At 70.4% G+C, this 25,275-nt stretch carries 27 protein-coding genes and 1 riboswitch; of the genes, 7 read left to right on the top strand and 20 right to left on the bottom strand.

Translation table 11 applies throughout. The annotated features are described in order from the left end of the window. Together R6V09_RS13780 and R6V09_RS13775 are read right to left on the bottom strand one after the other, a co-directional pair. The coding region (locus R6V09_RS13780) for an amidohydrolase family protein (protein WP_317881684.1) at nucleotides 1-331 on the bottom strand (331 nt) is incomplete at its 3' end. 47 nt (nucleotides 332-378) lie between these two features. Further along, entirely contained in the window at nucleotides 379-819 is a 441-nt protein-coding gene (locus tag R6V09_RS13775) for an Lrp/AsnC family transcriptional regulator (RefSeq protein WP_317881683.1), read from the bottom strand. A gap of 269 nt (nucleotides 820-1,088) precedes the next feature. Between R6V09_RS13775 and R6V09_RS13770 the strand changes: the two genes are divergently transcribed. Continuing rightward, nucleotides 1,089-1,523: a hypothetical protein gene (locus R6V09_RS13770; protein ID WP_317881682.1), complete on the top strand. Its 435-nt coding sequence runs from the start codon at nucleotides 1,089-1,091 to the stop codon at nucleotides 1,521-1,523. A gap of 10 nt (nucleotides 1,524-1,533) precedes the next feature. On the opposite strand, the gene R6V09_RS13765 is transcribed toward R6V09_RS13770, so the two are convergent. The 6 genes from R6V09_RS13765 to R6V09_RS13740 form a co-directional block, all read right to left on the bottom strand. Then, nucleotides 1,534-2,628, bottom strand: a complete 1,095-nt coding sequence (locus tag R6V09_RS13765) for a phosphotransferase family protein (RefSeq protein ID WP_317881681.1) — start codon at nucleotides 2,626-2,628, stop codon at nucleotides 1,534-1,536. Nucleotides 2,629-2,790: 162 nt separating this feature from the next. Beyond that, the gene (locus tag R6V09_RS13760; protein ID WP_317881680.1) at nucleotides 2,791-3,891 is read right to left on the bottom strand and encodes a hypothetical protein; all 1,101 of its coding nucleotides are present in this window, start codon (nucleotides 3,889-3,891) and stop codon (nucleotides 2,791-2,793) included. Nucleotides 3,892-4,234: 343 nt separating this feature from the next. Next, a complete protein-coding gene (locus R6V09_RS13755) occupies nucleotides 4,235-5,416 on the bottom strand; it encodes an acyl-CoA dehydrogenase family protein (protein WP_317881685.1) in 1,182 nt (393 codons plus the stop codon). Between the two features lie 230 nt (nucleotides 5,417-5,646). Then, nucleotides 5,647-6,306, bottom strand: coding sequence for a TetR/AcrR family transcriptional regulator (locus R6V09_RS13750; RefSeq protein WP_317881679.1), 660 nt, complete (start codon nucleotides 6,304-6,306; stop codon nucleotides 5,647-5,649). Between the two features lie 65 nt (nucleotides 6,307-6,371). After that, nucleotides 6,372-6,518 (bottom strand): SCO1431 family membrane protein, encoded by a 147-nt coding sequence (locus tag R6V09_RS13745; RefSeq protein ID WP_317881678.1) that lies wholly within the window; start codon nucleotides 6,516-6,518, stop codon nucleotides 6,372-6,374. Between the two features lie 101 nt (nucleotides 6,519-6,619). Continuing rightward, on the bottom strand, nucleotides 6,620-7,993 hold the full coding sequence (locus R6V09_RS13740; protein WP_317881677.1) for a peptidase C39 family protein: 1,374 nt from the start codon (nucleotides 7,991-7,993) through the stop codon (nucleotides 6,620-6,622). A gap of 217 nt (nucleotides 7,994-8,210) precedes the next feature. Between R6V09_RS13740 and R6V09_RS13735 the strand changes: the two genes are divergently transcribed. After that, complete coding sequence (locus tag R6V09_RS13735) at nucleotides 8,211-8,831, top strand: uridine kinase family protein (protein ID WP_317881676.1); 621 nt, start codon at nucleotides 8,211-8,213, stop codon at nucleotides 8,829-8,831. Between the two features lie 434 nt (nucleotides 8,832-9,265). Further along, complete coding sequence (locus tag R6V09_RS13730) at nucleotides 9,266-11,125, top strand: AAA family ATPase (protein WP_317881675.1); 1,860 nt, start codon at nucleotides 9,266-9,268, stop codon at nucleotides 11,123-11,125. 119 nt (nucleotides 11,126-11,244) lie between these two features. Here the strand turns inward: R6V09_RS13730 and R6V09_RS13725 are convergent, their stop codons facing one another. The 9 genes from R6V09_RS13725 to R6V09_RS13685 all read right to left on the bottom strand — a co-directional run bounded on the left by R6V09_RS13725 (nucleotide 11,245) and on the right by R6V09_RS13685 (nucleotide 18,569). Further along, nucleotides 11,245-12,315 carry a hemolysin family protein gene (locus R6V09_RS13725; RefSeq protein ID WP_317881674.1) on the bottom strand — a complete coding sequence of 357 codons (1,071 nt, stop codon included), beginning with the start codon at nucleotides 12,313-12,315 and terminating at the stop codon, nucleotides 11,245-11,247. Next, nucleotides 12,312-13,646 (bottom strand): hemolysin family protein, encoded by a 1,335-nt coding sequence (locus R6V09_RS13720; protein WP_317881673.1) that lies wholly within the window; start codon nucleotides 13,644-13,646, stop codon nucleotides 12,312-12,314. Before R6V09_RS13720 ends, R6V09_RS13725 begins: the two co-directional genes overlap by 4 nt. A 175-nt stretch (nucleotides 13,647-13,821) precedes the next feature. Continuing rightward, nucleotides 13,822-14,265, bottom strand: coding sequence for a PH domain-containing protein (locus R6V09_RS13715; protein ID WP_317881672.1), 444 nt, complete (start codon nucleotides 14,263-14,265; stop codon nucleotides 13,822-13,824). A gap of 38 nt (nucleotides 14,266-14,303) precedes the next feature. Next, the gene (gene hisG / locus R6V09_RS13710; protein ID WP_317881671.1) at nucleotides 14,304-15,152 is read right to left on the bottom strand and encodes an ATP phosphoribosyltransferase; all 849 of its coding nucleotides are present in this window, start codon (nucleotides 15,150-15,152) and stop codon (nucleotides 14,304-14,306) included. 60 nt (nucleotides 15,153-15,212) lie between these two features. Next, on the bottom strand, nucleotides 15,213-15,485 hold the full coding sequence (locus R6V09_RS13705; RefSeq protein WP_018534786.1) for a phosphoribosyl-ATP diphosphatase: 273 nt from the start codon (nucleotides 15,483-15,485) through the stop codon (nucleotides 15,213-15,215). A gap of 33 nt (nucleotides 15,486-15,518) precedes the next feature. Next, the gene (ribH, locus tag R6V09_RS13700) at nucleotides 15,519-16,004 is read right to left on the bottom strand and encodes a 6,7-dimethyl-8-ribityllumazine synthase (RefSeq protein ID WP_019059681.1); all 486 of its coding nucleotides are present in this window, start codon (nucleotides 16,002-16,004) and stop codon (nucleotides 15,519-15,521) included. 35 nt (nucleotides 16,005-16,039) lie between these two features. Next, a complete protein-coding gene (locus R6V09_RS13695) occupies nucleotides 16,040-17,329 on the bottom strand; it encodes a bifunctional 3,4-dihydroxy-2-butanone-4-phosphate synthase/GTP cyclohydrolase II (protein ID WP_317881670.1) in 1,290 nt (429 codons plus the stop codon). After that, entirely contained in the window at nucleotides 17,326-17,970 is a 645-nt protein-coding gene (locus tag R6V09_RS13690; protein ID WP_317881669.1) for a nicotinamide mononucleotide transporter family protein, read from the bottom strand. The genes R6V09_RS13695 and R6V09_RS13690 overlap by 4 nt, the downstream gene beginning before the upstream one ends. Beyond that, nucleotides 17,967-18,569 (bottom strand): riboflavin synthase, encoded by a 603-nt coding sequence (locus tag R6V09_RS13685; RefSeq protein ID WP_200683822.1) that lies wholly within the window; start codon nucleotides 18,567-18,569, stop codon nucleotides 17,967-17,969. The genes R6V09_RS13690 and R6V09_RS13685 overlap by 4 nt, the downstream gene beginning before the upstream one ends. Before the next feature lie 150 nt (nucleotides 18,570-18,719). Then, a riboswitch (FMN riboswitch) is annotated at nucleotides 18,720-18,850 on the bottom strand. 251 nt (nucleotides 18,851-19,101) lie between these two features. Here R6V09_RS13685 and R6V09_RS13680 point away from each other — a divergent pair. The 3 genes from R6V09_RS13680 to R6V09_RS13670 all read left to right on the top strand — a co-directional run bounded on the left by R6V09_RS13680 (nucleotide 19,102) and on the right by R6V09_RS13670 (nucleotide 22,036). Beyond that, nucleotides 19,102-19,983, top strand: a complete 882-nt coding sequence (locus R6V09_RS13680) for an RNA polymerase sigma-70 factor (protein ID WP_317881668.1) — start codon at nucleotides 19,102-19,104, stop codon at nucleotides 19,981-19,983. A gap of 114 nt (nucleotides 19,984-20,097) precedes the next feature. After that, nucleotides 20,098-20,850 (top strand): SDR family oxidoreductase, encoded by a 753-nt coding sequence (locus R6V09_RS13675; protein WP_317881667.1) that lies wholly within the window; start codon nucleotides 20,098-20,100, stop codon nucleotides 20,848-20,850. A gap of 58 nt (nucleotides 20,851-20,908) precedes the next feature. Then, on the top strand, nucleotides 20,909-22,036 hold the full coding sequence (locus tag R6V09_RS13670; protein ID WP_317881666.1) for a DUF2332 domain-containing protein: 1,128 nt from the start codon (nucleotides 20,909-20,911) through the stop codon (nucleotides 22,034-22,036). 19 nt (nucleotides 22,037-22,055) lie between these two features. Here the strand turns inward: R6V09_RS13670 and R6V09_RS13665 are convergent, their stop codons facing one another. Beyond that, nucleotides 22,056-23,246 carry an ROK family transcriptional regulator gene (locus R6V09_RS13665; RefSeq protein ID WP_317881665.1) on the bottom strand — a complete coding sequence of 397 codons (1,191 nt, stop codon included), beginning with the start codon at nucleotides 23,244-23,246 and terminating at the stop codon, nucleotides 22,056-22,058. Nucleotides 23,247-23,389: 143 nt separating this feature from the next. On the opposite strand from R6V09_RS13665, the gene R6V09_RS13660 reads away from it, so the two are divergent. Then, on the top strand, nucleotides 23,390-24,601 hold the full coding sequence (locus R6V09_RS13660) for an MFS transporter (RefSeq protein WP_317881664.1): 1,212 nt from the start codon (nucleotides 23,390-23,392) through the stop codon (nucleotides 24,599-24,601). Here the strand turns inward: R6V09_RS13660 and R6V09_RS13655 are convergent. Beyond that, entirely contained in the window at nucleotides 24,561-25,019 is a 459-nt protein-coding gene (locus tag R6V09_RS13655) for an acyl-CoA thioesterase (RefSeq protein ID WP_317881663.1), read from the bottom strand. The genes R6V09_RS13660 and R6V09_RS13655 overlap by 41 nt on opposite strands. 69 nt (nucleotides 25,020-25,088) lie before the next feature. Next, nucleotides 25,089-25,275: hypothetical protein (locus R6V09_RS13650; protein WP_317881662.1), on the bottom strand; the 187-nt coding region annotated here is incomplete at its 5' end.

The following is a 25,275-nucleotide window of genomic DNA, read 5'->3' as shown; positions in this document are numbered from 1 at the left end:
CGCGGTCGGCCGGGCGGGCGGCGGCGAAGTCCCGGACCAGGGACAGGGCCGTCTCCAGAGAGGGCGCGTCGGAGAGGTCGAGGCCGGTCAGCGCGAGGCCGGTGGCGGTGGTGTGCACGTGTGCGTCGGTGAACGCCGGGGTGACCAGCGCGCCGTCCAGGTCGACCACCTCGTCGACACCGTCCGCGAACGCGTCGGCGGCGCCCTCGGAGCCGACCCAGGCGACCTGGCCGCGCTCCACGACCATCGCGGTCGCGAACGGGTCGGCGGGGCTGTGGACTTCGCCGCGGCGGAGCAGGACGGTCGTCGGCTCGGGGGTGCGCTCACTCATGGGGAACAGTCTCGCGCCTCACCTGCGCCGTCCCGCACGCAGGTCGGTCAGATGCGCGGCGGGCGGGCCTCGTAGGGCGTCGACAGCACCACCGTGGTCCGGGTGGAGACCCCGGCCAGGCCGCGCAGCCGGGCCAGCAGTTCCTCCAGTTCGTGCGGGGTGGAGACCCGCACCTTGAGGATGTAGTTCTCGTCGCCGGCGACGCTGTGGCAGGCCTCGATCTCGGGGACGCCGGAGAGGCGCTCCGCGATGTCGTCGGGGGCGCTGGGGTCGAACGGTTTCACCGAGATGAAGGCGGTCATGGGCAGGCCCACCGCCTCCGGGTCGACGACCGCGGCATAACCGCGGATGACGCCACGCTGCTCCAGCCGGCGCACCCGCTGGTGCACGGCCGACGTGGACAGGCCCGTGGCCTTGCCCAGGTCTGTGTAGCTCATCCGCCCGTCCTTGACGAGCAGCTGCACGATTTGTCGGTCCAGCTCCTCCATGGCGCAAGAACTTACATGGCGGCTGATCTCCTTCGATACCTCAGCGGCGCAGGTCATACCCGGTTCGTGATGTGGCGCAGTGCCGCCCGTGAGCCTGCTGGGGACAAATCCGCCGCCCCGGGCATCTGCGGGCGGCATGTGACGAACGCCACAGGCCCCGAACGGTCTCCGTGATGGTCTCGTGATTACCGCGGAGACCGGACGGGAAGTGCTTGCTGTGGTCGAGGCCGCAGCGCCTTCACGGCCCAGCCCAGTAGGGGGAGAAACCCATGCAGAGTCTTAAGCGCCCTGGACGCACCGCGCCCAACCGGCCGCAGCTCGTCGTCGAGTCCGAGCCGGAGGGCGTCGAACCCGACGGTTTCGAGGCCGACGAACTCGACGAGTACGACACCTTCGAGATGTACCGGGTGATCTGCCCGGACTGCGTGCAGCCCATCGCGCTCCTCGCGGACGAGGAGGTCCTGCCGGAGCACGCGCTGTGCGCCTCGCCGTGGAACCCGTTCGGGCTGACGGTCTGCGCCGGTACGGGTCGTGAGGCGGCCGACGCCCGGTCCGCCGACGAGTCCGCGGAACCCCAGGAGCAGGACACCGCGCTGCTGTTGACGCTCCCTCAGGGCCTCGACTGGCGGACGCAGCCCTTCTCGCACGTCGGTGGCCCCAGCTCGCGCCCGATGCGGGTGCCCGACATGCGCCGCGCCGCCTGAGCGCACTCGCTCAACCCCAGTAACTGCCCTGCACCATGGCCCGCAGGCTGCCGTGGTGCAGGATCAGTGTGTCCGGATCCGCCGGGACGGCCGTCTCCCCGAAGTGCACCTGCCGGTAGGCGACGCGCAGCATCACGATCGCGTGCCGCAGGGCCGCGTACAGGGTGTAGAAGTCCATGTCGCGCGGGGTGTGGCCGGTGAGTTCGGCGTACCGGGCCTCCACCCGGTCCCGGCGGAAGAACTCCGGCAGGCCCTGCTGGCCGAAGGCGGCCGTGAGGTCCTGGAAGAAGCGGTGCAGATAGACGGTCCAGCCGAGGTCGACCTCCCGCGGGGCCAGGGCCGCCATCTCCCAGTCGAGGACGGCGACGGGGTCGAACCCGTCGTAGATCATGTTCCCGATGCGTGCGTCGCCCCAGTTGAGCACCGTCTCGCCCGGGTCCGTCGGCCAGAGTTCCGTCAGCCGCTCGAAGGCGCTCTCGATGAGCGGTGAGCGGGCGAGTCCGTCGACGACCCATTCGTAGTAGGCGCGTTGGGATGCGACGTGGCGGCTGAGCGCGTCGCCCTCGCCGGGGAGCGCGAGGAACTCGGCCTCGGCCGACGGGACTTGGTCGTGCAGGCGGGCGATCAGTCCGACCGAGGTGGCCTCCAGGCGCTCTCGCTCCGCGTCGGTCGCCGCGTGCAGCCAATTGCCCTCGTACGTATAGGGCATGACGTCCGGCGGTACACGTCCCGCTACGCGTTCCATGACGAAGAACGGGGCGCCGAGCGGGCCGGGGTCCTCTTCCAGCCAGCGGACTTCCGGTACCGGGAGGTCCGTGCGGTCGGCGACCAGGCGCATGGTGCGGAACTGGCGCGGCATGTCGTAGACCGGGAAGACGGTGTACGCCGCCGGGTCGGCCGCGAGTCTCAACGCGCAGGAACGCAGGGGTGGTTCGGGGTGTTCGATGTCGAAGAGCAGGGTCTCGCTGGACATGCCGTTCGACGCGGGGACCGTGACGCCGACGGCCTTGGCGCCGGGCAGGCGGGTGTCGAGCCAGGCGGTGAGGCGGTGGGCGAGTTCCTCGGGGTCGCGAGTGGTCGTGCGGGGGCGGGGTGCCGTCGCCATGTCTCAACTCCCTTGCAGTGCTACCGCGTCGAGGCCGGTAAAACCGACGGGCGCGGCGCCGGAAAAGCGGCATTCACACCACGCCGTCGGACGACAGGCACGTTCCTCCGGGGCACGGATGGTCGTGTGGGGGCGGGGTGTCGTCGCCATGCCTCAACTCCCCTACGGGGCAACCGAGTCGAAGCCGGTGAAGCCGCTCGGGTCGTGGCGGCCGAAGGAGCCGTGTTCGAAGATGCCGTGGCCCACCTGGCCGTCGAGGCGGAAGCGGGCCGCGTGGTCGGTGACGCCGTAGGCGGCGAGCGGGGTTGGCCGGGTGAGGTCGTAGGTGCGCCGGTCGAGCCACTCGCGACCGTGCCAGGTGCCGTGCTGCCAGTCGTCCGCGGGTGGGTAGCCGGCGCCGATCGCCAGGGGTGAGGAGGTCAGGATCTCGACTTCGAGTTCCTGGGGTTTCCGTGCGTCCCCGAGGTGGACGAGGGCGCGCTCGGGGTGGCGGGTGCCGGGGCGGTAGGTGATCTCGGCCTGGGACCAGCCGAGTTGGCGGTCGCGGTGGCCTTGGCGGACGACGGTCGCCTCGTTCAGGGAGCGGTAGCCGTCGGCGTCCTCCTGGACGACGACCATGAGGAAGCGGTCCTCGAAGCGGACCGGGCACCAGATCCAGTGGAAGCCCTCGGTCGGGTGGTCCGCGGCGAGCCGGCCGCCCTCCTCGCCGGGGATGGGCCGCACGCCCCAACTGCGGTCACGGGTACCGGTCCAGCCGTCGGCGGTGACCCGGAACTCCTCGTCACCGGCGCGGATCACGCCCTCCACACCGCCTGCCTGGACGAAGCGGCGCCCTTCGAGGGTGAGCCGGTCGCCGCGGTACTGGACGTGGTGGGGTTCCCAGAGCGCGGGGAATTCAGCGGTCCAAGTGAGGTCGCACGAGAGGGAGTTGTCGTCGCAGCGCAGGCGCAGTCTGTGCAGTGGTTCCTCGACCTCGATGCGCAGCGGGCCGACCGCGAGGTGCATACGGTCGTCGCCGAGGGCGTCCGAGGCGCGGACGGCGTGCAGTGTGCCGCCGGTGCGGAGGGTGGCGTAGGCGTCGATCACGCCGACGTTGGGGTAGACGCCGAGGCCGAGGATGAGCAAGGCGCGGCCCTCGTGGTCGAGGACGTGGAAGATGCAGCGGTCGTAGGCGTTCCGGTCGCCGGTCGCGACGTGCTTCATGGACAGCGGGACCTGGTGCACGGGGTACTCGTCGAGGGGCACGGGACGGTCGTCTGCCACGGCTAACCTCCCCTGGGGGCAGTGGAGGTGACGGTACGTCAGGTGGCGTTCGGTAGCCATAGCCGAGACCTGTACGCCGGTGAACTGACGCTCGATTACCCGTGCCGGTGACCTGTCAACGGGCCTTTACGTTGCCTTGGTATGACCGCCACATATGCGCCGACCGGGCGTCAGCGCCGACTCTTCGTCCCCGTAGCCGCAGAATCGGTTCCGCCCGCGCCGCCGCAGCCCCTGGACCCGCCCATCTACCGTGATCTCATGCGGACTTGGGCCGACCGGGGCCGCACCCTGCCGGGGCGGCACGACCCGGAGTGGGTGCGGCTGGCGGAGCCACCGGTCGGGCTCAGCCAGTTCGGCGGGCTTCGGGACCCGCTAGATGGCGGGCGATGACCATGCGCTGGATCTGGTTGGTGCCCTCGACGATCTGCAGGACCTTGGCCTCGCGCATGTAGCGCTCGACCGGGAAGTCCGCGGTGTAGCCGTATCCGCCGAGCACCTGGACGGCGTCGATGGTGGTCTTCATCGCGGTGTCGGTGCAGTGCAGCTTGGCCATGGCGGCCTGTTTGGCGAACGGCCGGCCCGCGTCGCGCAGCCGGGCCGCCGCGAGGTAGAGCGCCCGGCCCGCCTCGATCTGGGTGGCCATGTCGGCGAGCATGAAGCGCAGCCCCTGGAAGTCGGAGATCGGCCGGCCGAACTGCTGCCGTCCGGTCGCGTACGCCACCGCCTCGTCGAGCGCCGACTGCGCCAGGCCGATCGCGCAGGCCGCGATGCCGAGCCGCCCGGAGTCCAGCGCGGACAGGGCGATCGCGAAACCCTGGCCCTCCTCGCCGAGGCGGCGCTCGTCGGGGACGCGGACGCCGTCGAAGTGGACCTGGGCGGTGGGCGAGCCCTTCATGCCCATCTTCTTCTCCGGTACCGCACCGCTCAGGCCTGCCGCGTCGCCGGGCACCAGGAAGGCGCTGATCCCGCGCGGGCCGTCCTCACCGGTGCGGGCCATGACGGTGTAGAAGTCGGCGATGCCGCCATGTGTGATCCAGGCCTTGGTGCCGTCGATCACCCAGTCCTCGCCGTCCCGTACCGCCTTCGTACGCAGGGACGCCGCGTCGGAGCCGGAGGACGGTTCGGAGAGGCAGTAGGCGCCGAGGAGTCCGCCGCCGAGCATCGCAGGGAGGTGCTCGACCTGCTGCTGCTTGGTCCCGTAGTTGGCGAGCGCGTGGCAGGACAGGGAGTGGACGCTGACGCCGAGGCCGACGGTGAGGCGGGCCGCCGCGAGTTCTTCGAGGACCTGGAGATAGACCTCGTACGGCTGGTCGCCGCCGCCGTACTCGGAGTCGTACGGCAGGCCGAGCAGTCCGGACTCGGAGAGCAGGGTGAAGACCTCGCGCGGGAAGTGTCCGGCGTCCTCTTCCTCGGCCGCCTTCGGGGCGATCTCACGCTGCGCGATGTCGCGGACCAGCGAGATCAGATCCCGGGCCTCGTCCGTGGGCAGTTGCCGGTCCACCGGCTGCGGGGCGCGGTCGGGCATGGCGACGCTCTCCTCCCTGTCGGGCACATCGGCGGGCGTACGCCTTGGGTCGAGGCGCCTGCGCCGGATATCGCACGGGTACGGCCGCTGCTCCCGCTCCCGGGTCTCGGAAGCGGCTGACCAGCGGCTCTGCGCTGTGAGTATGCCCGATCGGAGGTCTCTCGTCACCAGTTAACGACCGCTTACTTCGAGAATAACCCGGTCGTCCGGAACTGGTCGGGAGCGCCTGTTCAGCCGTCCCTGCGGGCCGGGGTCGGCGCCGGGTACGCCGGGTCCAGTTCCTCGATGGCGCGCAGGGTGCCGCCGAGGGTCTTCACGAGGAGCTCGCGCATCGTCTCGCGGGACAGGTCGGGGCCGCTGATCCACTCCAGGGTCGCTCCCTCGACGCTGCACACCCAGCCGAACAGGCCCATGCGCGCGAGGCGGGAGATGTCGCTGCGGCCGTACGCCCCGTCGGCGATGGTCTCGACGATGGCCGCGCGCACGCCGTCGCGGATGGCGTGCACCTCGGTGTCGAAGCCGACGCCGCCGCTGACGATGGTGCGGTAGGCGGCCTGGTTGTGTTCGGCCCAGCGGAGATAGCTGTCCATCGTGCGCTGTACGCGGTCCAGTTGGGGCAGTTCGAGGCCGCTCGCCGCGAAGGTCACCAGGTCGGCGACGGAGTCGTTGATGATCGCCAGGTAGTAGCCGCGCTTGGACTGGAAGTAGTAGTAGATCAGCCCCTTGGCGACATGGGCCTGCCGCGCGATGTCGTCCATGGACAGCGCGTCGTAGGACGTGTCGGCGAACAACTTCCGGCCGATGGTGATGAGTTCGGCGCGGCGCGCCAAGGAACGCTCGGTACCGCGCGCCCGGGGACGTGGGACGTCACGCTGCTGACTGATTTCCAATTTCGACTCTGGCTCTCCAACTGGGCTTGGTCAACCGCAGTATGGCAGGTCACGTATGCGTCAGGTCACAGCAGGCCGATTTGGGTCACGAGCATCGCGATCACCACGACGAGGGTCCAGCCCATGATGTGCTCGGCGATCTTCGGGCCGTCGTCCTTGGGGCCGCCGGTGCGGGTGCGGGCGCTCGCGGCGCCGGCTGAGTGTGCGGTCATGGTGGCTCACAGAGGTCGGATGTGCGGTGGACTCCCCCGTTCTGTCCACCTTGCCATCCATATCGCCTTTCGCGCCGGAGACCTTGGTCACAGGCTCCGGGTCAGCGCACGCCCACGGCCGCCAGTGCCGCGCGCTGGCGGGCGGTCGGGTGCGCCGGGAAGTAGAGGTAACAGACGCCGCCCGTACCGGAGGAGAGCTTGCCGGAGGCGTTGTACCGCTTGGTGCGCAGCCAGATGTTCTCGAACTCGCGACGCTTGTAGACGCGGCGCACGGCCGGATCGCTCGGCGAGAACGGGTCGTTGGCGATCACGTCGCCGTCGGCGGTGAAGCCGATCACCGTCATCAGATGGCCGGCGGTGCCGTAGCCCGCGCCCGTCAGTTCGCTGCCGAGGAAGGACTGTGACGTTATGGCCGGAATGCCCGCCGCGATCAGCGTCTCCAGGTCGGTGAGCGAGCCGAGCCGGGTGACCACGCCCTGGAGGTCCTGGTACGTCGCCGCGTAGGCGGCGTTGAACGGCCAGTTGCCGCAGCCCTGGTACTGGTGGTCGTAGGTGAAGCGGGCCGCGTTGTCGACCTGCGGGTCGGCGTAGGCCGGGTCGACCCAGGCCAGTTGCTCCGGGGTGAGCCGGCCGCCCCAGTACTCGATGATCATCTGCGAGGAGGTGGGGCTGCACCAGGCCTCGCCGCCGTTGTCGTACTCGGGGTACTGGCCGATGTGGATCTCCTGCGAGTAGCGCGGGACGATCAGCTCCTGGGCGAGTCCTGGCGTGGAGGCCGGGACGGTGAAGCGGTCGGGGACGTCCGAGCCCATCGCGCCGAGCCGCCACACCGTGGGGGTGAGCTCGGTGCCGGGCTTGCGGTAGAGGGTCAGGCGCAGGCGGTACGACGTCAGGCGCAGACCCGTGGTCGCGTCGTCGATCGCGAAGGTGTCCGTCCAGACGGCCGACCTGCCGTCCTTCTGGTCGTCGACGGAGGTCCGCTTGATGTCCTGGTCGCCTGCGGCCCAGCGGCCCATCACGTACCAGGGGGTGTCCGTGCCGTCGGAGTACGTGCCGTGCAGTTCGACCTGGATCCAGGTGCCGGCGGGGGTGTCCGCGTTCCAGGAGGCGATGGTCTCCGTCGCGGGGACGGAGAGCGTGTGGACGGGGGATGTCCAGGTCGCGTACTCCCAGGCGGCCGTCCTGCCGGTGTGCGGGTCCGTGTAGTCGACGCTGCCGAGGGCGGTGCCGATGACGAGGCCTGGGCGGGGGCCCGGGACGGCCCGGGTGCCCTGGGCGGCACCGCGGCACCAGTCGGCGTAGGTGGTCCACGCGTGATTGTCGACCGTGGGGGTCAAGGCCGGGCCCCGGTCGGAATCGGCGACGTCGGCGACGGTCGTGGTGTCGGCAGCCGCGGGGCCCGTGCCGCTCGCCACGGCGGCGCCGACAGCCGCGGCCAGGACTGTTCTGCGGGACGGATGTTCGGCTCTGCTCATATGCGGAAGACCCCCAGGTGTTCCGAGTCGGGACAGATCCACTGCACGGTCGTGCGCCAACTATGTACGTCGGCGGCACACCCCTGCCAGCACCACGGGCCATGTCACGCCCACCAATATTGGTCTCGACCACTGGCATGACCTGGGGCGCAGCCCGCCGCTCCGTAGAATGCCGGGGCGACCTGCGGCATCAGCCCACGACCTCCCGGGACCCCTCATGCGCGACCTCGCCCACCGGCTCCGCCGCCTGCCCCCGTCCTGTGGCCCGGTCCGGCTCGTCGGTGTCGACGGGCACGCGGGGTCCGGGAAGTCCACGTTCGCCGCGCGGCTGGCCGCGGCCCTGGGCGGGGCACCCGTGGTGCACCTGGACGACCTCGCCACCCACGACGAACTGTTCGGCTGGACCGACCGGCTGCGGAGCCAGGTGATCACACCACTCGGCGACGGCGGGACCGCGCACTACGCCCCCTACGACTGGCACACCCGACGCTTCGGCACACCCCGCGCGCTGCCGCCCGCGCCCGTGGTCCTGATCGAGGGTGTCGGCGCCGGACGCCGGGCGGTACGCCCGTTTCTCGCGCGGCTGCTGTGGATGGAGCTGCCCCGGGAGGAGTCCTGGGCACGGGGACGACTGCGGGACGGGAGAGAGCAACGGGACTTCTGGGACGGGTGGGTCGAGGCGGAACGCGAACACTTCACCGAGGACCCTTCGCGACCGTACGCGGACTTCCTGGTACGGCAGTTGATGAAGGGGTACGAGGTACTGCCGGGGCCCTGCGGGACAGTTGGACCGGACCACGAAATCACCCACGGTGACGAACCGCCCGCAGTGTGCTGAACTTGTGAAGACCGTCATACGGGAACTTCCCTGAGTGCCTCAACTCGGCTTGACCCAGGGGCCGTACAGGTCTTACGTTCTGAATGTGCGGCCGTTCGGAGCCGCCCAGAGTCGCGAAGCCCCCGGTTGTTCCCCCGTGATCGGGGGCTTCGTTCTGCTCCCAGCCCCGTTTCCGGCCGCTACGAGCCGTGATTCGCTCACCCTGGGTCACCACCCCGAGTGCGCCCCATCTGCTCCCACCTCGCCAAACGGCCTGTGCGGCACCCTTCGATGGGCGACTCCCCCGCAGGTACGATGCCCAGGGTGCGACCAACGGACGGCTGCTTCGCGCACCATGGCAACTCCCGTCCGCGGCACAGCGGTTCGACCCAGACTGCCGACGGGCGCCGGCCCGGCGGTGAATCAAGCGGGGGCACGGTTTGTGGGGGGACGTGATGGACTTCGGCACGCAGGGCCCCGAGGCCCCGGCCGACCTCGCGTGGCTGCGAGGCGTGGACGCCTACACGATGGGCGCTTATCCGCAGGCGGAGGAGGAGTTCCGCACCGCGGTACGGATGGATCCCGGGATGGCCGACGGCTGGCTCGGACTGCACGCGCTGCGCGTCGACACGACGACCGCGCTGCTGCGGATGTACCGGCACCGGGAACGCTTCGGGGAACAGCGCACCAGACACCGCCGCACGCTCAACTCCTGGTACTGGCTGGGCTGGTGGGTCCAGCCCGTGCTGGAGAGCCCGCGCGATCTGCTGCTCGCGCACGCCTCGCACTGGCTGGACGGCCGCCATGTGCCCGAGCTGGACCGCGCGTTGGCCGGACTGCCGCCCGTCGACACCGACCACCAGGTCCGCTTCCTGCACGCCTGCCGCGCCTATCTGGTCAAGGACTGGGAGCAGCTGGTCCGGCACACCGATCCGCTGCTGAACGACCAACTCCTTGGCATCGAGGCGGGGTTGTTCGGCGGCATGGCCCGGGTACGGCTTGAGATGTACGGCCAGGCCGAGCCCCTCCTCTCCTCCGCGCTGATGCGCTGTCGCAGCGAACAGCCGCAGCGCAAGGAGTTGCGGTACTGGCTGGCGCGGGCCCACGAGGGCACCGGCCGCAGCGCCGCCGCGCTCCCTCTGTACCGGGCGGTGCACCGCGTCGACCCGGCGTTCATGGACACCTCGGCGCGGCTCGCCGCGATCACCGACTCCGACGGGTACGACGGCTCCGAGGACGTGACCGACCTCGCGGCGATCACGCTCTCCGGCGGGCAGGACGCGCTGGAGGGGCCCGACGGGCTCGATCCGCTGTTCGGCGCCGAGGGACGCGATCTGAAGCTGTCGGAGCCCGGTCTCCCGCCGACCGGTCCGCTGCCCTCGGCCACCGACTCGGTGCGCGAGAAGACCTCGGTGCCCGTCCCGCCGCTGCCCACCGGTCCCACCGACCCCGTCCTGTTGGAGGAGGCGCTCAACGAGCTGGAGCGCATGGTGGGGTTGGAGCCGGTGAAGCGACAGGTCAAGGCGCTGTCCGCCCAGTTGAACATGGCGCGGCTGCGTGCCGGGCAGGGTCTGCCGGTCCAGCCGCCGAAACGGCACTTCGTCTTCTCCGGCCCCTCGGGCACCGGCAAGACGACCGTGGCCCGCATACTCGGCCGCGTCTTCTACGCGCTCGGGCTGCTCGGCGGCGACCATCTCGTCGAGGCGCAGCGGGCCGACCTGGTCGGCGAGTACCTCGGCCAGACGGCCGTGAAAGCCAACGAGTTGATCGACTCCGCGATCGGCGGCGTCCTCTTCGTCGACGAGGCCTACTCGCTCTCCAACTCCGGTTACGGCAAGGGCGACGCGTACGGCGACGAGGCCTTGCAGGTGCTGCTGAAGCGGGCCGAGGACAACCGCGACCACCTGGTGGTGATACTGGCCGGCTACCCCGAGGGCATGGACCGGCTGCTGGCCGCCAACCCGGGGCTGTCGTCCCGCTTCACGACCCGCGTCGACTTTCCGTCGTACCGTCCGCTTGAACTCACCTCCATCGGGGAGGTGTTGGCGGCGGAGAACGGGGACGTGTGGGACGAGGAGGCGTTGGACGAGCTGCGGTCCATCGCCGGGCATGTGGTGGATCAGGGGTGGATCGACGAGCTCGGGAACGGGCGGTTCCTGCGGACCCTGTACGAGAAGAGCTGCGCGTACCGGGATCTGCGGTTGTCGGTGTATCCCGGGATGTTGTCGCGGGATGATCTGTCGACTCTGCGGTTGCCGGATCTGATGCAGGCGTATGGAGAGGTGTTGTCGGGGCGGGGCCCTGCTGGGGGCTGAGCGGTACGCACTGGGTCGGGTGGATCTGTTTCTTCGCGGCTGCGGGCCGGTGGGGGCTTGTCGCGCAGTTCCCCGCGCCCCTTAGGTGGGCACGGGGGATCTGCGTCAATCAAGTACCGTCAGCTCGGTACCGTTTCCTTCAGTTCCGCCGCCCTCGGCTGTGCCGGAACCTCCCGGTGGGCCGGGTCCGTCACCTCGCCCACCAGCAACTCCAGTACGTCCTCCAGGGCGACCAGGCCGAGCACCTTGCCGGACGCGTCGGCGACCTGGGCCAGATGTGTGGCCGCCCTGCGCATCACCGTCAGGGCGTCGTCCAGGGGGAGTTCGGATCGTAGCGTCGTCATGGGGCGCCAGATCTGCTGCGGGACCGCTCGTTCGGACTCCTCCAGGTCGAGTACGTCCTTCACGTGCAGGTAACCCATGAAGGCACCGGTCTCCGCGGCGATCGGGAAGCGGGAGTAGCCGGTGCGGGCGGTGAGGGCGACGATCTCGCCCGGGGTGACCGAGGGGCTGACCGTGACCAGGTTCTCGCGGCGCAGCAGGACGTCCGTGACCGGGCGGGAGCCCAACTCAAGGGCGTCCTCCAGGCGTTCCTGCTCCTCGGGGTCGAGGAGGCCGGCCTGTCCCGAGTCCTCCACCAGGCGGTTGAGCTGTTCGCTGGTGAAGACGGCCTCGACCTCGTCCTTGGGCTCGACGTGGAAGAGCCGCAGGATGCCCTGGGCGACGGCGCCGAGGGCCACGGTGATCGGCCTGCAGATCCGGGCGAAGGCGACCAGGCCGGGGCTGAGCCACATCGCGGCCTTCTCCGGCGCGGCCATCGCGAGGTTCTTCGGGACCATCTCGCCGATGACGAGGTGGAAGAAGACCACGGCGGCGAGCGCGAGGACGTAGCCGAGGGGGTGGATCATGCCCTCGGGCAGGTGCATCCACTCGAAGACCGGCTCCAGTACGTGCGCGACCGTCGGCTCGGCGACCGCGCCGAGCGTCAACGAGCAGACGGTGATGCCGAATTGGGCCGCGGCCATCATCTGGGGCAGCCGCTCAAGGCCGTAGAGGACCTGGCGGGCGCGGGCCGTGCCGAGGGGTTCGATCTGGCTGCGGCGGACGGAGACCAGGGCGAACTCGGCGCCGACGAAGAAGCCGTTGGCGAGTACCAGGAGTACGGCGAAGAGGAGTTGGAGGACGGTCATCGGGCCGCCTCCATGGCGTTGGCGGCGGGAGCCGTGCGGACCAGGCGGACACGCTCGGCGCGGTAGTGGCCGACCTGGCGCACCGAGAGCCGCCAGCCTGGGAGTTCGGCCTTGTCGCCGGGGGCGGGGATGCGGCCGAGGAGGTCGGCGACCAGTCCGGCGACGGTCTCGTACGGTCCCTCGGGGACGTCGAGGCCTATGCGTTGGAGGATGTCGACGCGGCAGCTGCCGTCCGCGTCCCAGGCCGGCTTGCCGTCCTCCGGTGGGACTGCGGCGAGTTCGGGTACGTCCTGGCCGTCGTGTTCGTCGCGGACCTCGCCGACGAGTTCCTCGACGATGTCCTCCAGGGTGACCACACCGGCCGTACCGCCGTACTCGTCGACGACGACGGCGATCGGCTGCTCGCTGCGCAGCCGGGCCAGGAGGGGTTGGACGGGCAGGGTCTCGGGGACCAGCACCGGAGACTTGGCGATGCTGGTGACGGGGGTGCGGAGCCGGGCGTGCGAGGGCACGGCCAGCGCGTCCTTGAGGTGGACCATGCCGACGATCTCGTCGATCTTCTCGCGGTAGACGGGGAAGCGGGACAGACCGGTGGCGCGGGTCAGGTTGACCACGTCCTCGGCGGTCGCCGACGACTGCAGCGCGCTGACCTTCACGCGTGGGGTCATGACGTGCTGCGCGGTCAACTCGCCCAGCGACAGCGTCCGTACGAAGAGATCGGCGGTGTCCTGCTCCAGCGTGCCGGCCTGCGCCGAGTGCCGGGCCAGGGAGACGAGTTCACCGGGGGTGCGGGCGGAGGCCAGCTCCTCGGTGGGCTCGACGCCCAGCGCGCGGACGAGCCGGTTGGCGACGGTGTTCAGCGCGGCGATCACCGGGCGGAACAGGCGGGCGAAGGCGTGCTGCGGTGCGGCGACGAAGCGCGCGACCTGCAAGGGCCGCGACACCGCCCAGTTCTTGGGCACGAGTTCGCCGATCACCATCTGCACGGCGGAGGCCAGCAGCATGCCGACGACCACGGCGACACCGGAGACGGCGCCCTCGGGGATGCCGATCGCGCTGAACGGGCCGTGCAGCAGCTGTGCCAGGGCCGGTTCGGCGAGCATGCCGACGACCAGGGAGGTGATGGTGATGCCGAGCTGGGTGCCGGAGAGCTGGAAGGACAGCTCCTTGAGCGACTCGACGACCGTGGCGGCCCGTCGGTCGCCCTCGGCGGCGGCCTTCTCGGCCTCGGGACGCTCCACGGTGACGAGCCCGAACTCGGCCGCGACGAAGAAGCCGTTGGCCAGAATCAGCAGGATCGCCGCTCCGAGGAGCAACAAGGGGATGGTCATGCCGCCGCCTCGATATGTCGGGAGGGGGCGGCGCAGGTACTACAGGACGATCCGTCCATCGCTGGAGGGAGTCACTCCTCGGGTAGCAGGGGGCCTCTGAAGACCGGGGGGAGCATCAGTGGCGGAGGCGCGACGAAAAACGCCACCGACAACAGATTAATCAAGACATGGCCATCTACGGCAGATCCCTTGTCGAGTGGGCCTCGGTGAGCGCCCGCAAAGTGCGCGCGTCGGCGATGGCCCGCTCCTTGGCGATGCCGGGCTGGATGCCGAGCACGGGGAGGCTGGTGCCGTCGCTGAGGTTGAGGAACACCCAGGGGTCGCCGGGGCGAAGGTTCACCTGGAGGATCTCGGCCCACTCCAGATGGCGCCTGCCGGCGATGTTCACGACGGTGACACCGGACTCGTCGGCGACGACCTTCACGCGCGCGAGCAGGGCCAGCACGGCGAAGAGAAGGGCACCGGTGAAGACGAAGCTGAGCTTCTCCCCCGGGCCGAGCTGCTCCAGGAGCAGCGCGACGGTCGTGATGACGACGAAGATCGCGGTGCCCGCGGTGAGCAGCACGGCACGGGTGCGGCCCGGCCGGAACGTGACCGGCAGGGCAGGGAGTTCGGACATGATCGGCGTGGTCCTCGGCGTGTTCTTCGGTGTGTTCCTCAGAGACGGCAGGCGTGGATGGCCGTCGTCAGGATGGCCCGGGCGCCGATGTCGTACAGGTCGTCCATGATCCGCTGGGCTTCCTTGGCGGGGACCATCGCGCGGACGGCGACCCAGCCCTCGTTGTGCAGCGGGGAGACGGTCGGGGACTCCAGGCCGGGGGTGAGCGCGACGGCCTTCTCCAGCTGCTCGACGCGGCAGTCGTAGTCCATCATCACGTACGTCCGGGCGACCAGGACGCCCTGGAGACGGCGCAGGAACTGCTGGACCTTCGGTTCCTCGACCTCGGCGCCCTTGCGGCGGATGACGACGGCCTCGGACTTCATGATGGGGTCGCCGAAGACCTCAAGGCCCGCGTTGCGCAGGCTGGTGCCGGTCTCGACGACGTCCGCGATGACCTCGGCGACACCCAGCTCGATGGCCGTTTCCACGGCGCCGTCGAGGTGGACGACGGAGGCGTCGATGCCGTTGTCGGCGAGGTGCCCGGCGACGATCCCCTCGTACGAGGTGGCGACCGTCTTGCCCTTGAGGTCCTCCATGCTGCTCGCCTCGCCGGGCTTGGAGGCGAAGCGGAACGTGGAGCGGGCGAAGCCGAGCGGGAGGATCTCCTCGGCGCTCGCGGCGGAGTCGATCAGCAGGTCGCGCCCGGTGATGCCGATGTCGAGGCGGCCGGAGGAGACGTAGATCGCGATGTCGCGGGGGCGGAGATAGAAGAACTCGACCTCGTTGACCGGGTCGACGATCCGCAGTTCCTTGGACTCCCGGCGCTGCTGGTAGCCGGCCTCATGCAGCATGTCCGCCGCAGGTCCTGACAGGGAACCCTTGTTGGGGACGGCGATGCGCAGCATGAGGTCGGCTTCCTTCGCGTGAAAAGGGGTGAACTGTCTCAAACGGTTCTGAAGGTGTTTCTACAGGTGGGCGTAGACGTCGTCCAGCGAGATTCCGCGGGCGACCATCATCACCTGGACGTGGTAGAGCAGCTGCGAGATCTCCTCGGCAGCCGCCTCCTTGCCCTCGTACTCGGCGGCCATCCAGACCTCGGCGGCCTCTTCGACGACCTTCTTGCCGATGGCATGGACGCCCTTGCCGACCAGCTCTGCGGTGCGGGAAGTGGCGGGGTCGCCGGTGGCGGCCTTCTGCTGGAGCTCGGTGAAGAGCTCCTCGAACGTCTTATTGGACATGATGTCCCAACACTACAGAGTTGCGGGCACACCTCATCGCCAGGGTTCAGATACTGAGCGGAGGGTGGCCGCCGTCGCGACGGCCGCCGTCACCGCCTCGTGCCCCTTGTCCTCGTTCGAGCCCTCCAGGCCGGCCCGGTCCAGGGCCTGCTCCTCGGTGTCGCAGGTCAGGACGCCCATGCCGACGGGGACGCCGGTCTCGACCGAGACCTGGGTGAGACCCTGGACGACGCCCTGGCACACGTACTCGAAGTGCGGGGTGCCGCCCCGGATGACGACACCGAGGGCGACGATCGCGTCGTAGCCCCGGCCCGCCAACACCTTTGCCACGACCGGGAGTTCCCAGCTGCCGGGGACCCGGAGCAGGGTCGGCTCATCGATCCCCAGGTCGTGCAGGGCGCGCAGGGCGCCGTCCACCAGACCGTCCATCACCTTTTCGTGCCACTGCGCCGCGATGACGGCGACCCGCAGGTCTCCGACGTTGCGTACGGACAGTTCCGGTGCGCCCTTGCCGCTCACGTTCTCTTGTCTCCTCGGTGACTTCTGAAGGTGTCTTACTGGTTGCCGCAGGTGGACACGGGGGCCGTGTCCAGCCAGGGCAGGTCGTGGCCCATGCGGTCCCGCTTGGTGCGCAGGTAGCGGAGGTTGTGCTCGCCCGCCTGTATCGGCATCGGCTCGCGGCCGGTGACCTTGAGGCCGTGCCGGACGAGCGCGTCGGTCTTGTCCGGGTTGTTGGTCATCAGGCGCAGGCTGCGGACGCCGAGGTCCTCCAGGATCTGTGCGCCTGCGCCGTAGTCCCGGGCGTCGGCGGGCAGGCCGAGTTCGAGATTGGCGTCGAGGGTGTCCCGGCCGCGCTCCTGGAGTTCGTAGGCCCGGAGCTTGGAGAGCAGGCCGATGCCGCGCCCCTCGTGGCCGCGCAGGTAGACCACCACTCCCCTGCCCTCCTCCTGGATGCGCTCCAGGGAGGTCTCCAGCTGGGGGCCGCAGTCGCAGCGCAGGGAGTGGAAGACGTCGCCGGTGAGGCACTCGGAGTGGACGCGGACCAGGACGTCCTCGCCGTCGCCGATCTCGCCGTGGACTAGGGCGACGTGCTCGACGCCGTCGACGGTGGACCGGTAGCCGAAGGCCGTGAACTGGCCGTGGCGGGTGGGGAGTTGGACCTCGGCCTCGCGGCGGACGGTGGGTTCGGCGGTCTGCCGGTAGGCGATCAGGTCCTCGATGGAGATGATCGTCAGGCCGTGCTTGCGGGCGAACGGGATCAGTTCGGGGAGGCGGAGCATACGGCCGTCCTCGCCGGCGATCTCGACGATCGCGCCGGCCGGGCGCAGTCCCGCGAGGCGGGCGAGGTCGACGGCTGCCTCGGTGTGGCCGTTGCGGACCAGCACACCGCCGGTCCTGGCGCGCAGCGGGAAGACGTGGCCGGGGCGGACGAGGTCGTCGGCCTCGACGGTGCCGCTCGCGAGAAGCCGGAGCGTGGTCGCGCGGTCGGCGGCCGAGATACCGGTGGTCACACCGTGGGCGGCGGACGCGTCCACGGAGACGGTGAAGGCGGTCTTCATCGACTCGGTGTTGTCCTCGACCATCTGCGGGAGCCGGAGCCGGTCCAGCTCGTCGCCCTCCATGGGCGCGCAGATGAGGCCCCGGCACTCGCTCATCATGAAGGCGATGATCTCGGGGGTGGCCTTCTCGGCGGCGATGACGAGGTCGCCCTCGTTCTCGCGGTCCTCGTCGTCGACGACCACGACCGGGCGGCCGGCCGCGATGTCGGCGATGGCCTGCTCGACCGGGTCGAGCGAGAAGTCCTCGAAACCGTCTGTGCTGTAGAGGATCGGTGCCGCTGTCATGCCGGCGCTCCTTCCAGGACGGGCTGCGGGGCCTTGCGGGAGCGCAGCCACCAGTCGCGCATGCCCCACAGGACGAGTGCGCCGTAGATGACGTAGACGAAGCCGGAGAAGGCGAAGCCGTTGGCGAAGTTGAGAGGGACGCCGACGAGGTCGACGAGGAGCCAGGCGAACCAGAACTCGACCATGCCGCGGGCCTGGGCGTACATCGCGACGATGGTGCCGACGAAGATGTAGGCGTCGGGCCACGGGTCCCAGGACAGGGACGGGTACGCCTTGAAGAGGGCGGCGACCGCGACCGTTCCCACGGCGGCGGCGCCGACCAGGATCGCGCGTTCGCGCCAGGTGGCGAAGCGGGGGGTGATGTGGCCGTCGGCGGAGCCGCCCTGGCCGCGGTTCCACTGCCACCAGCCGTAGACCGCGACGACCATGACGACGATCTGCTTGCCGGCGCTGCCGGAGAGGTGGGCGGTGGCGAAGGCCGCGAAGAGGATCACGCCGGAGACGAACTGGGTGGGCCAGCTCCAGATCGAACGCCGCCAGCCGAAGGCCAGAGCGATCAGGCCGACGACGTTGCCGATCATGTCCGACCACTTGATGTGCTGGCCGAACAGGACGAAGGCCTCGGAGTTGAGCCAGTTCACGGGGTCACCTCGCGCGAGCCCATGAGCCGCTCGACGTACTTGGCGATGACGTCCACTTCGAGGTTGACCGGGTCGCCGGGCTGCTTGAGGCCCAGCGTGGTCAGGTCGAGGGTGGTGGGGATGAGGCTGACCGTGAAGTAGTCCGGGCCCGCGTCGACGACGGTGAGGCTGATGCCGTCGACGGTGATGGAGCCCTTCTCTACGACGTAGCGCGTGAGGTCGGCCGGGAGGGAGATCTTGACGAGCTCCCAGTTCTCGGACGGCTTGCGCTCCAACACCGCGCCGGTGCCGTCGACATGGCCCTGCACGATGTGTCCGCCGAGGCGGGCGCCGAGGGCCATGGGGCGTTCGAGGTTGACGCGGGAGCCGACGGCGAGGACGCCGAGGCTGGAGCGGTTCAGGGTCTCGGCCATGACGTCGGCGGTGAACTCGTCACCCTCGTGCTCGACGACGGTGAGACAGACGCCGTTCACGGCGATGGAGTCGCCGTGCTTCGCGCCCTCGGTGACGATCGGGCCGCGCAGACGAAAGCGGGAGGCGTCGTCGAGACTCTCGACGGCGGTGACCTCACCCAGCTCTTCGACGATTCCGGTGAACACTTCCCGGGTCCTCCTGCCACATAGGGGCACGGACTCCGGGGCCTGTCGAAGACGACAGAATGAAACGAACGGAAGCACCTTGAGTGACGCCGGACAGAACCCGTCCACACAGGACGAGCCAATACGGCGGCGCGCATAAATGCCCGCCCGCCGCGCACTGCCTCCCATCCGGACTTTAACCGTCGGTCCAGGAATTTCACCTGGTCAACCGGCCGCTGGAAGCGGACGGGTCGCGGACTGTAACCGCCGGTTCGGACTTTCACCGACCCCGGAGTGCGCTGCTTCTGGTACACGGCAAGTGTGCCACGCCCTGCAAGGGTCCATCCAGGTGAACGGTGTGTGCTGGCTCACAGACAGTGCCGCTGGACTTTTCAACAGGCCCTCACCTGCTGGATCATCTGGTCTAGTCCTTTCTGGATCTCGGAGACTCCGGACGGGATGCCCATGTACCGGTCCGGCGGTGGTGACGACGGCCCTTGCCCACCGCCGGGCCACTCAGAGCACGTGGCGTGCCGTCTGGCAGGCTGAAACGATGACGACCGCCGACGAGTTCGAGGCGCACCGACCACGTCTGTTCGGCCTGGCCTACCGCATGCTCGGCTCCGCGGACGAGGCCGAGGACACGGTCCAGGACGCCTATCTGCGGTTCGACGCGGCCGAGCGGACCGGGATCGAGCACCCCGGGGCCTGGCTCGCCAAGGTCGTCACCAATCTCTGCCTCAGCCGGCTGACCTCGGCCAGGGTCCGCCGCGAGCAGTACGTCGGAACCTGGCTGCCGGAACCCGTGATCACCGCGGGCGGCACGCTCGGCCCCATCGAGTCGGCCGAGCAGCGGGACGCCGTATCCATGGCGATGCTGGTGCTGCTGGAGCGGCTCACGCCCACCGAGCGCGCCGTGTACGTGCTGCGGGAGGCGTTCGCCTACGGCCATCGCGAGATCGCCGGCGTACTGGACCTCACCGAGGCCAACTGCCGTCAGCTGTACCGGCGGGCGGTGCAGCGGGTGGGTGAGCCCGGGTCGCGCTTCGACGCCGCACCCCGGCATCAGGAGGAACTGGTCAGGTCGTTCATCACGGCAGCCCGCGAGGGCGATCTGGCCGGCCTGGAGAAGCTGCTCGCCACCGATGTGACCTGGTGGAGCGACGGCGGCGGCAGGGTCAGCGCGGCCCGGCGGCCGATCGAGGGGCGGGAGAAGGTCGTACGGTTCCTGGTCGGCGTGGTGGACCGGTGGGCGACCGGCCTGGACTTCGCGGTCACCGAGGTCAACGGGGAGAGCGCGCTTGCCGGTTGGGAGGGTGACCGGCTGGTCGGCGTGCTCGTGTTCGAGCTGCGCGCCGGGCTGATCGCGCAGGTCCGGACGGTGGTGAATCCGGACAAGCTGGGCTTCATAGGGCGTCAGCTCGCGGGGGCGTAGTGGATATGGCGGGTGTTCGCGGGCCGTTGTCACATTCGCCGGGGGCTGTTCCGTCCTAGCTGGCGGAGGGCGCGCCAACCCCGGTGCGCCCGGCGTCCGAAGGGGCTGAACAGCATGACCACGATCCTCGTGACCGGCGGCACCGGAAACCTCGGCCGGCTCGTCACCGAGCGGTTGCGGGCGGACGGGCACGAGGTGCGGGTGCTCAGCCGGCACGCGCAGCCCTACGCCGTCGATCTGCGCACGGGCGGGAGCGGCCTCGACGCGGCCGTCGCGGGAGTCGACACGATCGTGCACTGCGCGAGCGCGTACCGCGGGGACGAACGGGCGGCCACGAACCTGCTCGCGGCGGCGCGGCGGGCCGGTGTGGGTCATCTCGTCCACATCTCGATCGTCGGCGTCGACCAAGTGCCGTTCGGCTACTACAAGTCCAAGCTCGCCGTCGAGAAGCTGGTCGAGGAGTCGGGGCTCGGCTGGACCGTGCTGCGCGCGACACAGTTCCACGATCTGCTGTTCATGCTGTTCAAGACGCTGGCCAAGCCGCATGTGATGGTGCTCCCGGCCGGTCTGCGGGACCAGCCGATCGACGTGTCCCAAGTCGCGGACAGGCTGGTCGAGTTGGCGACGGCCGCTCCCGCGGGGCGCGTGGCGGACATGGGCGGACCGGAGGTGCGGACGTTCGACTCGTTGGCCCGCGCGTATCTGAAGGCCACGGGACGGCGACGGCTGGTGATGGGCCTACGGCTGCCGGGCAGGACGTTCCGGGCGTTCCGCGCGGGCGGGCACCTCGCGCCGGAGCGAGCGGTGGAGAAGGGGACGTTCGAGGAGTATCTGGCGGGGCGGCTGGGGGAAGGACGGCAGGGCTGACCGGGCGAGTGCGGGTCACGCTGTGACTGAGGCACGACACGAGCGGCCCGGGACAGCTGTGGAAGCTGAACGGCTCCGCCGGCTGTTCCGGTTCTTCGGCGCCACCCAGAGCGCCGGCCGCTCCCCGGTGTACGAGGCCCTCAGCGAAGGCGTCGCGGGTGACGACGGCCTTCTCGGCCTGCTTCTCGACACACCGGAGGAGCAGCGCCGGCCGAGTCTCTTCTTCGCCGCGGTGAACCTGCTTCTCGCATCACGCCGAGGCTCGGAGTTGGCCGCCTACTATCCGATCCACGGTGGGCACAGAGCGGTCGACGACCGACTGGTGCCGGCGCTCTCCGCCTTCTGCCGCCGGCACCGCGACGAACTGGCTCGCCTGCTGTCGGAGCGATCCACCCAGACCAACGAGATCCGCCGCTGCGTCGCCCTGCGCGTCGGCGTCGACCACGTCCAGCGCCACTGGCCGGGTCCCGTCGCCTTTGCCGAAGTCGGCGCCAGCGCCGGGCTCAACCTGCTGTTCGACCACTACGACTACCGCCTCGACGGCGAAGTGTCGTCCACGACCAGTGCCTCCTCGGTCGTCGTGTCCTGCGAGGTCCGGGGCGCGTCCGGCACCGGCATCCTCCGGACAGCACCGCCGATAACCCGGCGACTCGGCATCGACCAACGTCCGATCGACCTGTCCGACCCCGATGCCCGTGCCTGGCTGGAAGCCTTCGTCTGGCCCGAGCACATCGAGGAACTCGCGACTCTGCGGGGCGCCGTCGACCTCGCCGCCGCCACCTCGGCTGCGCGTGTGGTGACGGGCGACGCGGCCACGGACACCGCTCGGATACTCGGCGAACTGCCGGGCCGCGAGCCGGTGGTCGTGTTCACCGCTTCGCTGCTCAGCTATCTCACCGCCCAGGCTCGTACCGCCTTCGTCGCACAACTCCGGGAAGCCGCTCAACGGCGCCCGGTGGCATGGGTTTTCGCGGAGGCGCCCGGACTGCTGGCGACCACCGGACTCGACGTCGTCGCTCTGCGCGGCCCGCTCGCTCGGCGCAACTCCCTGTACCTGGTGGGAGCCAGCCTGCGCGGCGCCGATCGACGCCATGACCAGTTGCTCGGCCTGGCCGACCCCTACCTGCGCTGGTTCTCCCCGGCCCGGGACCCCGCAGACGACTTCGACTGGGTCCCGACGGACTGAACAGGACTCGGAACAGGCCCTAGCTCTCCGGCGGTGCGAACAACTCGTCCTGCGCGCCGTCCTGCGCGGTCAGCAGCGCACCGCGCAGGACGGCGCCGCCGCCGAGGGCGCTCGGTCGTACCTCCGCGGGCAGCGGTGACATCCGGCCGACGCGCACGGCCACCCGTGCGGCGAGTTCGTCGCCGCCTGCTTGCCCGACCTCTCCGCCCAGGACCACGCATCCCGGGTCCAACAGGGCGACCACGGACGCGACGCCCAGTGCGAGCCGGTCGGCCAGAGCGTCCAGGAAGCGGAGAGCGGGGGCGTCGGGCACCGCCGCCACCGCTCGCCGCACCACCTCCGCCGCCGTCGACTCCCCCTCCGGGACTCCGGCCAACACCCCGTGTTCCCGGGCCAGTTCCACCACCGCACCCGCCCCGGCCAGCGAATGGAAGCCCCCCTCGCAGTCCGTCGCCGACGGCAGCCCCCTCGTGCCCGGCACCGGCAGGAAGCCGAGCTCGCCCGCGCCCCCGGACGCTCCCCGGCGCAGCGCGCCGTCCAGGACGACCGCGGCGCCGATGCCCATGCCGAGCCAGAGGAGTACGAAGGTGTCCCGGTCGCGGGCGGCGCCGTCGCGCTGTTCCGCCAGGGCGGCGAGGTTGGTCTCGTTCTCGACGATGAGGCGGGTGTCGGGAAGCCGTTCCTGGAGGGCGGCGACCAGGCGGCGGTGCCATGCGGGCAGGCCTGTGGTGTCGCGGAGTTCGCCGCTCGCCGGGTCGATCAGGCCGGGTGCGCCGATGCCGACCGTGTGCAGGTGCTCCGCACCCGCCTCCTTCGCGGCCCGTTCCACCAGCGCCACCGCCTGCTCGACCGCGGGTCCGGTCCCCGTGTCGCCGCCGATCGGTACCGACGCCTCGGCAAGTACCCGGCCCAGCAGGTCGGAGACGAGCACGGAGACGCCCTCCAGGCGGACATCCAGCGCGGCGAGGTACGCGCGGTCGGCGACGATGCCGTACAACCGGGCGTTCGGGCCGCGCCGTTGTTCCCCCGACTCGCCGACCATCTCGATCAGTCCGGAGGCCGTGAGGCGTTCGACGAGGTCGGCGACGGTGGGCCGGGACAGTCCGGTGAGCTGCTTCAACTGCCCTGCCGTCAGCGGGCCTTCGCGCTGCAGCAGTCGCAGGGCGAGCCGGTCGTTGATGGCCCGGGCGGTGCTCGGGGATGCGGGCATGCCGGGAATCCTCCCAGATCGAGGGGGTGCGGCGGGCGGCCGGTAATTCTCTATCTATCAGGCAGGGTTCCTGATAGTTTACGCGACGCGAGTGGGGATGGGGATCGGAACAGGGGACCTGAACAGCAGAAGGGGCCGGACAGATGAGCGAAGTGGTCTACGACCGACACGAGGTGAAGCGCGCCCGGTACGCCGTGGCGGCCGTCTTCACCGTGCACGGCGCGGTCACCGGTTCGTTCGCGACCCGGGTGCCGTGGATCCAGGAGCACGCGCACGTCGCCGCCGGCTGGCTCGGTTTCGCGCTCGCCTTCGGGGCGTTCGGCGCCTCCTGCTCGATGCCGCTGGCCGGTTGGATCACGCACCGCTTCGGCAGCCGTACGGCGCTGCGCGGGCTGATCTCGCTGTGGACGATGTCCCTGGTGCTGCCGTCCCTCGCGCCGAACCTGGTCACCCTGTGCCTGGCGATGTTCACGTACGGCGCGAGCGCGGGCATGGCCGACGTGGCGATGAACGCGCTCGGCGTCGAGATCGAGCGCCTCCTCGACAAGTCGATCATGTCGAGCCTGCACGGCATGTGGAGCGCGGGCGCCCTGATCGGTTCGGCGGGCGGCACACTAGCCGCGCATCTCGGCTCTGACGCGCGCGTGCACCATCTCATCGCGGCCGTGATCCTCACCCTGCTCGGCGTGACCGCCTGCCGCTGGGTGCTCGACATCCAGCCGGGGGTGGAGGAGGAGGCGCCGCCCCGGTTCACGCTGCCGCCCCGGTCGGCGCTGCTCATCGGCGCGGTGGGCTTCTGCGCGGTGTTCGCGGAGGGGGCCAGCCTGGACTGGTCGGCGGTGTACCTGCACGGCCAGTTGGGCACGTCGGCCGGGCTGGCGGCGGCCTCGACGACCGGTTTCATGCTGACGATGGCGGTGGCCCGGCTGGTGGGCGACGCGGTGGTGAACCGCTTCGGCTCGGTGCGCACGGTCCGCGCGGGTGGGGTTCTCGCCGTGTGCGGCGGGCTGCTGATCGTCGTCGCGGACGGCCCGGCACTGGCGATGGGCGGCTTCGCGCTGCTCGGTCTCGGCATCGCCGTGGTCGTCCCGCTCTGCTTCGCCGCGGCGGGTCACAACGGACCCAACCCGAGCCAGGCCATCGCGGGCGTGGCGACGATCACCTACACCTCGGGGCTGATCGCGCCGAGTCTGATCGGTGGGGTCGCGCAGGCGACGAGCCTGGTGGTGTCGTTCTGCCTGGTGACGGCGTTGGCGGGCGGGCTGGTGGTCTTCGCGGGCGTGCTGCGCACCGGGGACCGGGACCGCCCGAAGGTCAGCGCCCCGAGCGCAGCAGTGCCCGACCGGCAGCTCTGAACGCGTCGCTCCAGGGCGCGGGGCGCAGCGTCTCGGCGTCCAGCCGGACCAGTACCCGGGTGCCGGTCGCGTACGTCGCCTCGCCGTCCGCCGAGCAGAACCGGAAGCCGTAGGTCAGGCCGGTGTTACCCAGCCGGTCGAGCCACAGGTGGACGGCGTAGGCGCCCGGCCTGGTGACCGGTGCCTCGTAGCTGATCAGCAGTTCCTTCACGACGTTGCAGGCGTCGCCGGCGCTTGCCCAGTCGCCGTCGAAGCGGACTCCGTGCTCCTGCCACAGCTCGGTCCAGGCGCGCTCGACGAGGAGCGGGTAGCGGGCGTTGTGCAGCATGCCGAGGGCGTCGAGGTCGTCGAAGTGGACGGTGACGGGGATGAGCCGGCCGTGGGTGAGGGCGGTGGCGGGCGGGCTTTCTACGGTCACGGCGGGGCTCCCGAGCGGTGCTGAGTGGGGCGGTGGAGACTGTGGGGACGCCCCATTCTAAGCGACCGCTCAGGAACCCCTGTTCGAGAAGGCCCACATCAGGCGGGCCCTGTGCGAGCCGGCCAGCTGGTAGCGGGCGGGCCTGTGCGGGTCGGCCGGCCGGTGATCGGCGTGCCTTCGCGGCCCGGCCGGCCGGTGACAGGCGAGGCCGTACGGGTCGGCCGGCCGGTGACAGGCGAGCCCGTGCGGCCCAGCC

Origin of the sequence: Streptomyces sp. W16, assembly GCF_033194735.1 — a bacterium.
In the GTDB taxonomy this organism is placed as follows: Bacteria; Actinomycetota; Actinomycetes; order Streptomycetales; family Streptomycetaceae; genus Streptomyces.
The sequence above is the reverse complement of the archived record's forward strand: the minus strand, read 5'-3'. Positions and strand labels throughout refer to the sequence as shown.

Coding starts and splice junctions, on each gene's coding strand:
- R6V09_RS13775 (WP_317881683.1), bottom strand. CDS start 819: ATGGAGGAGCTGGACCGACAAATCGTGCAGCTGCTCGTCAAGGACGGG.
- R6V09_RS13770 (WP_317881682.1), top strand. CDS start 1,089: ATGCAGAGTCTTAAGCGCCCTGGACGCACCGCGCCCAACCGGCCGCAG.
- R6V09_RS13765 (WP_317881681.1), bottom strand. CDS start 2,628: ATGGCGACGGCACCCCGCCCCCGCACGACCACTCGCGACCCCGAGGAA.
- R6V09_RS13755 (WP_317881685.1), bottom strand. CDS start 5,416: ATGCCCGACCGCGCCCCGCAGCCGGTGGACCGGCAACTGCCCACGGAC.
- R6V09_RS13745 (WP_317881678.1), bottom strand. CDS start 6,518: ATGACCGCACACTCAGCCGGCGCCGCGAGCGCCCGCACCCGCACCGGC.
- R6V09_RS13740 (WP_317881677.1), bottom strand. CDS start 7,993: ATGAGCAGAGCCGAACATCCGTCCCGCAGAACAGTCCTGGCCGCGGCT.
- R6V09_RS13735 (WP_317881676.1), top strand. CDS start 8,211: ATGCGCGACCTCGCCCACCGGCTCCGCCGCCTGCCCCCGTCCTGTGGC.
- R6V09_RS13730 (WP_317881675.1), top strand. CDS start 9,266: ATGGACTTCGGCACGCAGGGCCCCGAGGCCCCGGCCGACCTCGCGTGG.
- R6V09_RS13725 (WP_317881674.1), bottom strand. CDS start 12,315: ATGACCGTCCTCCAACTCCTCTTCGCCGTACTCCTGGTACTCGCCAAC.
- R6V09_RS13720 (WP_317881673.1), bottom strand. CDS start 13,646: ATGACCATCCCCTTGTTGCTCCTCGGAGCGGCGATCCTGCTGATTCTG.
- R6V09_RS13715 (WP_317881672.1), bottom strand. CDS start 14,265: ATGTCCGAACTCCCTGCCCTGCCGGTCACGTTCCGGCCGGGCCGCACC.
- hisG (WP_317881671.1), bottom strand. CDS start 15,152: ATGCTGCGCATCGCCGTCCCCAACAAGGGTTCCCTGTCAGGACCTGCG.
- R6V09_RS13705 (WP_018534786.1), bottom strand. CDS start 15,485: ATGTCCAATAAGACGTTCGAGGAGCTCTTCACCGAGCTCCAGCAGAAG.
- R6V09_RS13695 (WP_317881670.1), bottom strand. CDS start 17,329: ATGACAGCGGCACCGATCCTCTACAGCACAGACGGTTTCGAGGACTTC.
- R6V09_RS13680 (WP_317881668.1), top strand. CDS start 19,102: ATGACGACCGCCGACGAGTTCGAGGCGCACCGACCACGTCTGTTCGGC.
- R6V09_RS13675 (WP_317881667.1), top strand. CDS start 20,098: ATGACCACGATCCTCGTGACCGGCGGCACCGGAAACCTCGGCCGGCTC.
- R6V09_RS13665 (WP_317881665.1), bottom strand. CDS start 23,246: ATGCCCGCATCCCCGAGCACCGCCCGGGCCATCAACGACCGGCTCGCC.
- R6V09_RS13660 (WP_317881664.1), top strand. CDS start 23,390: ATGAGCGAAGTGGTCTACGACCGACACGAGGTGAAGCGCGCCCGGTAC.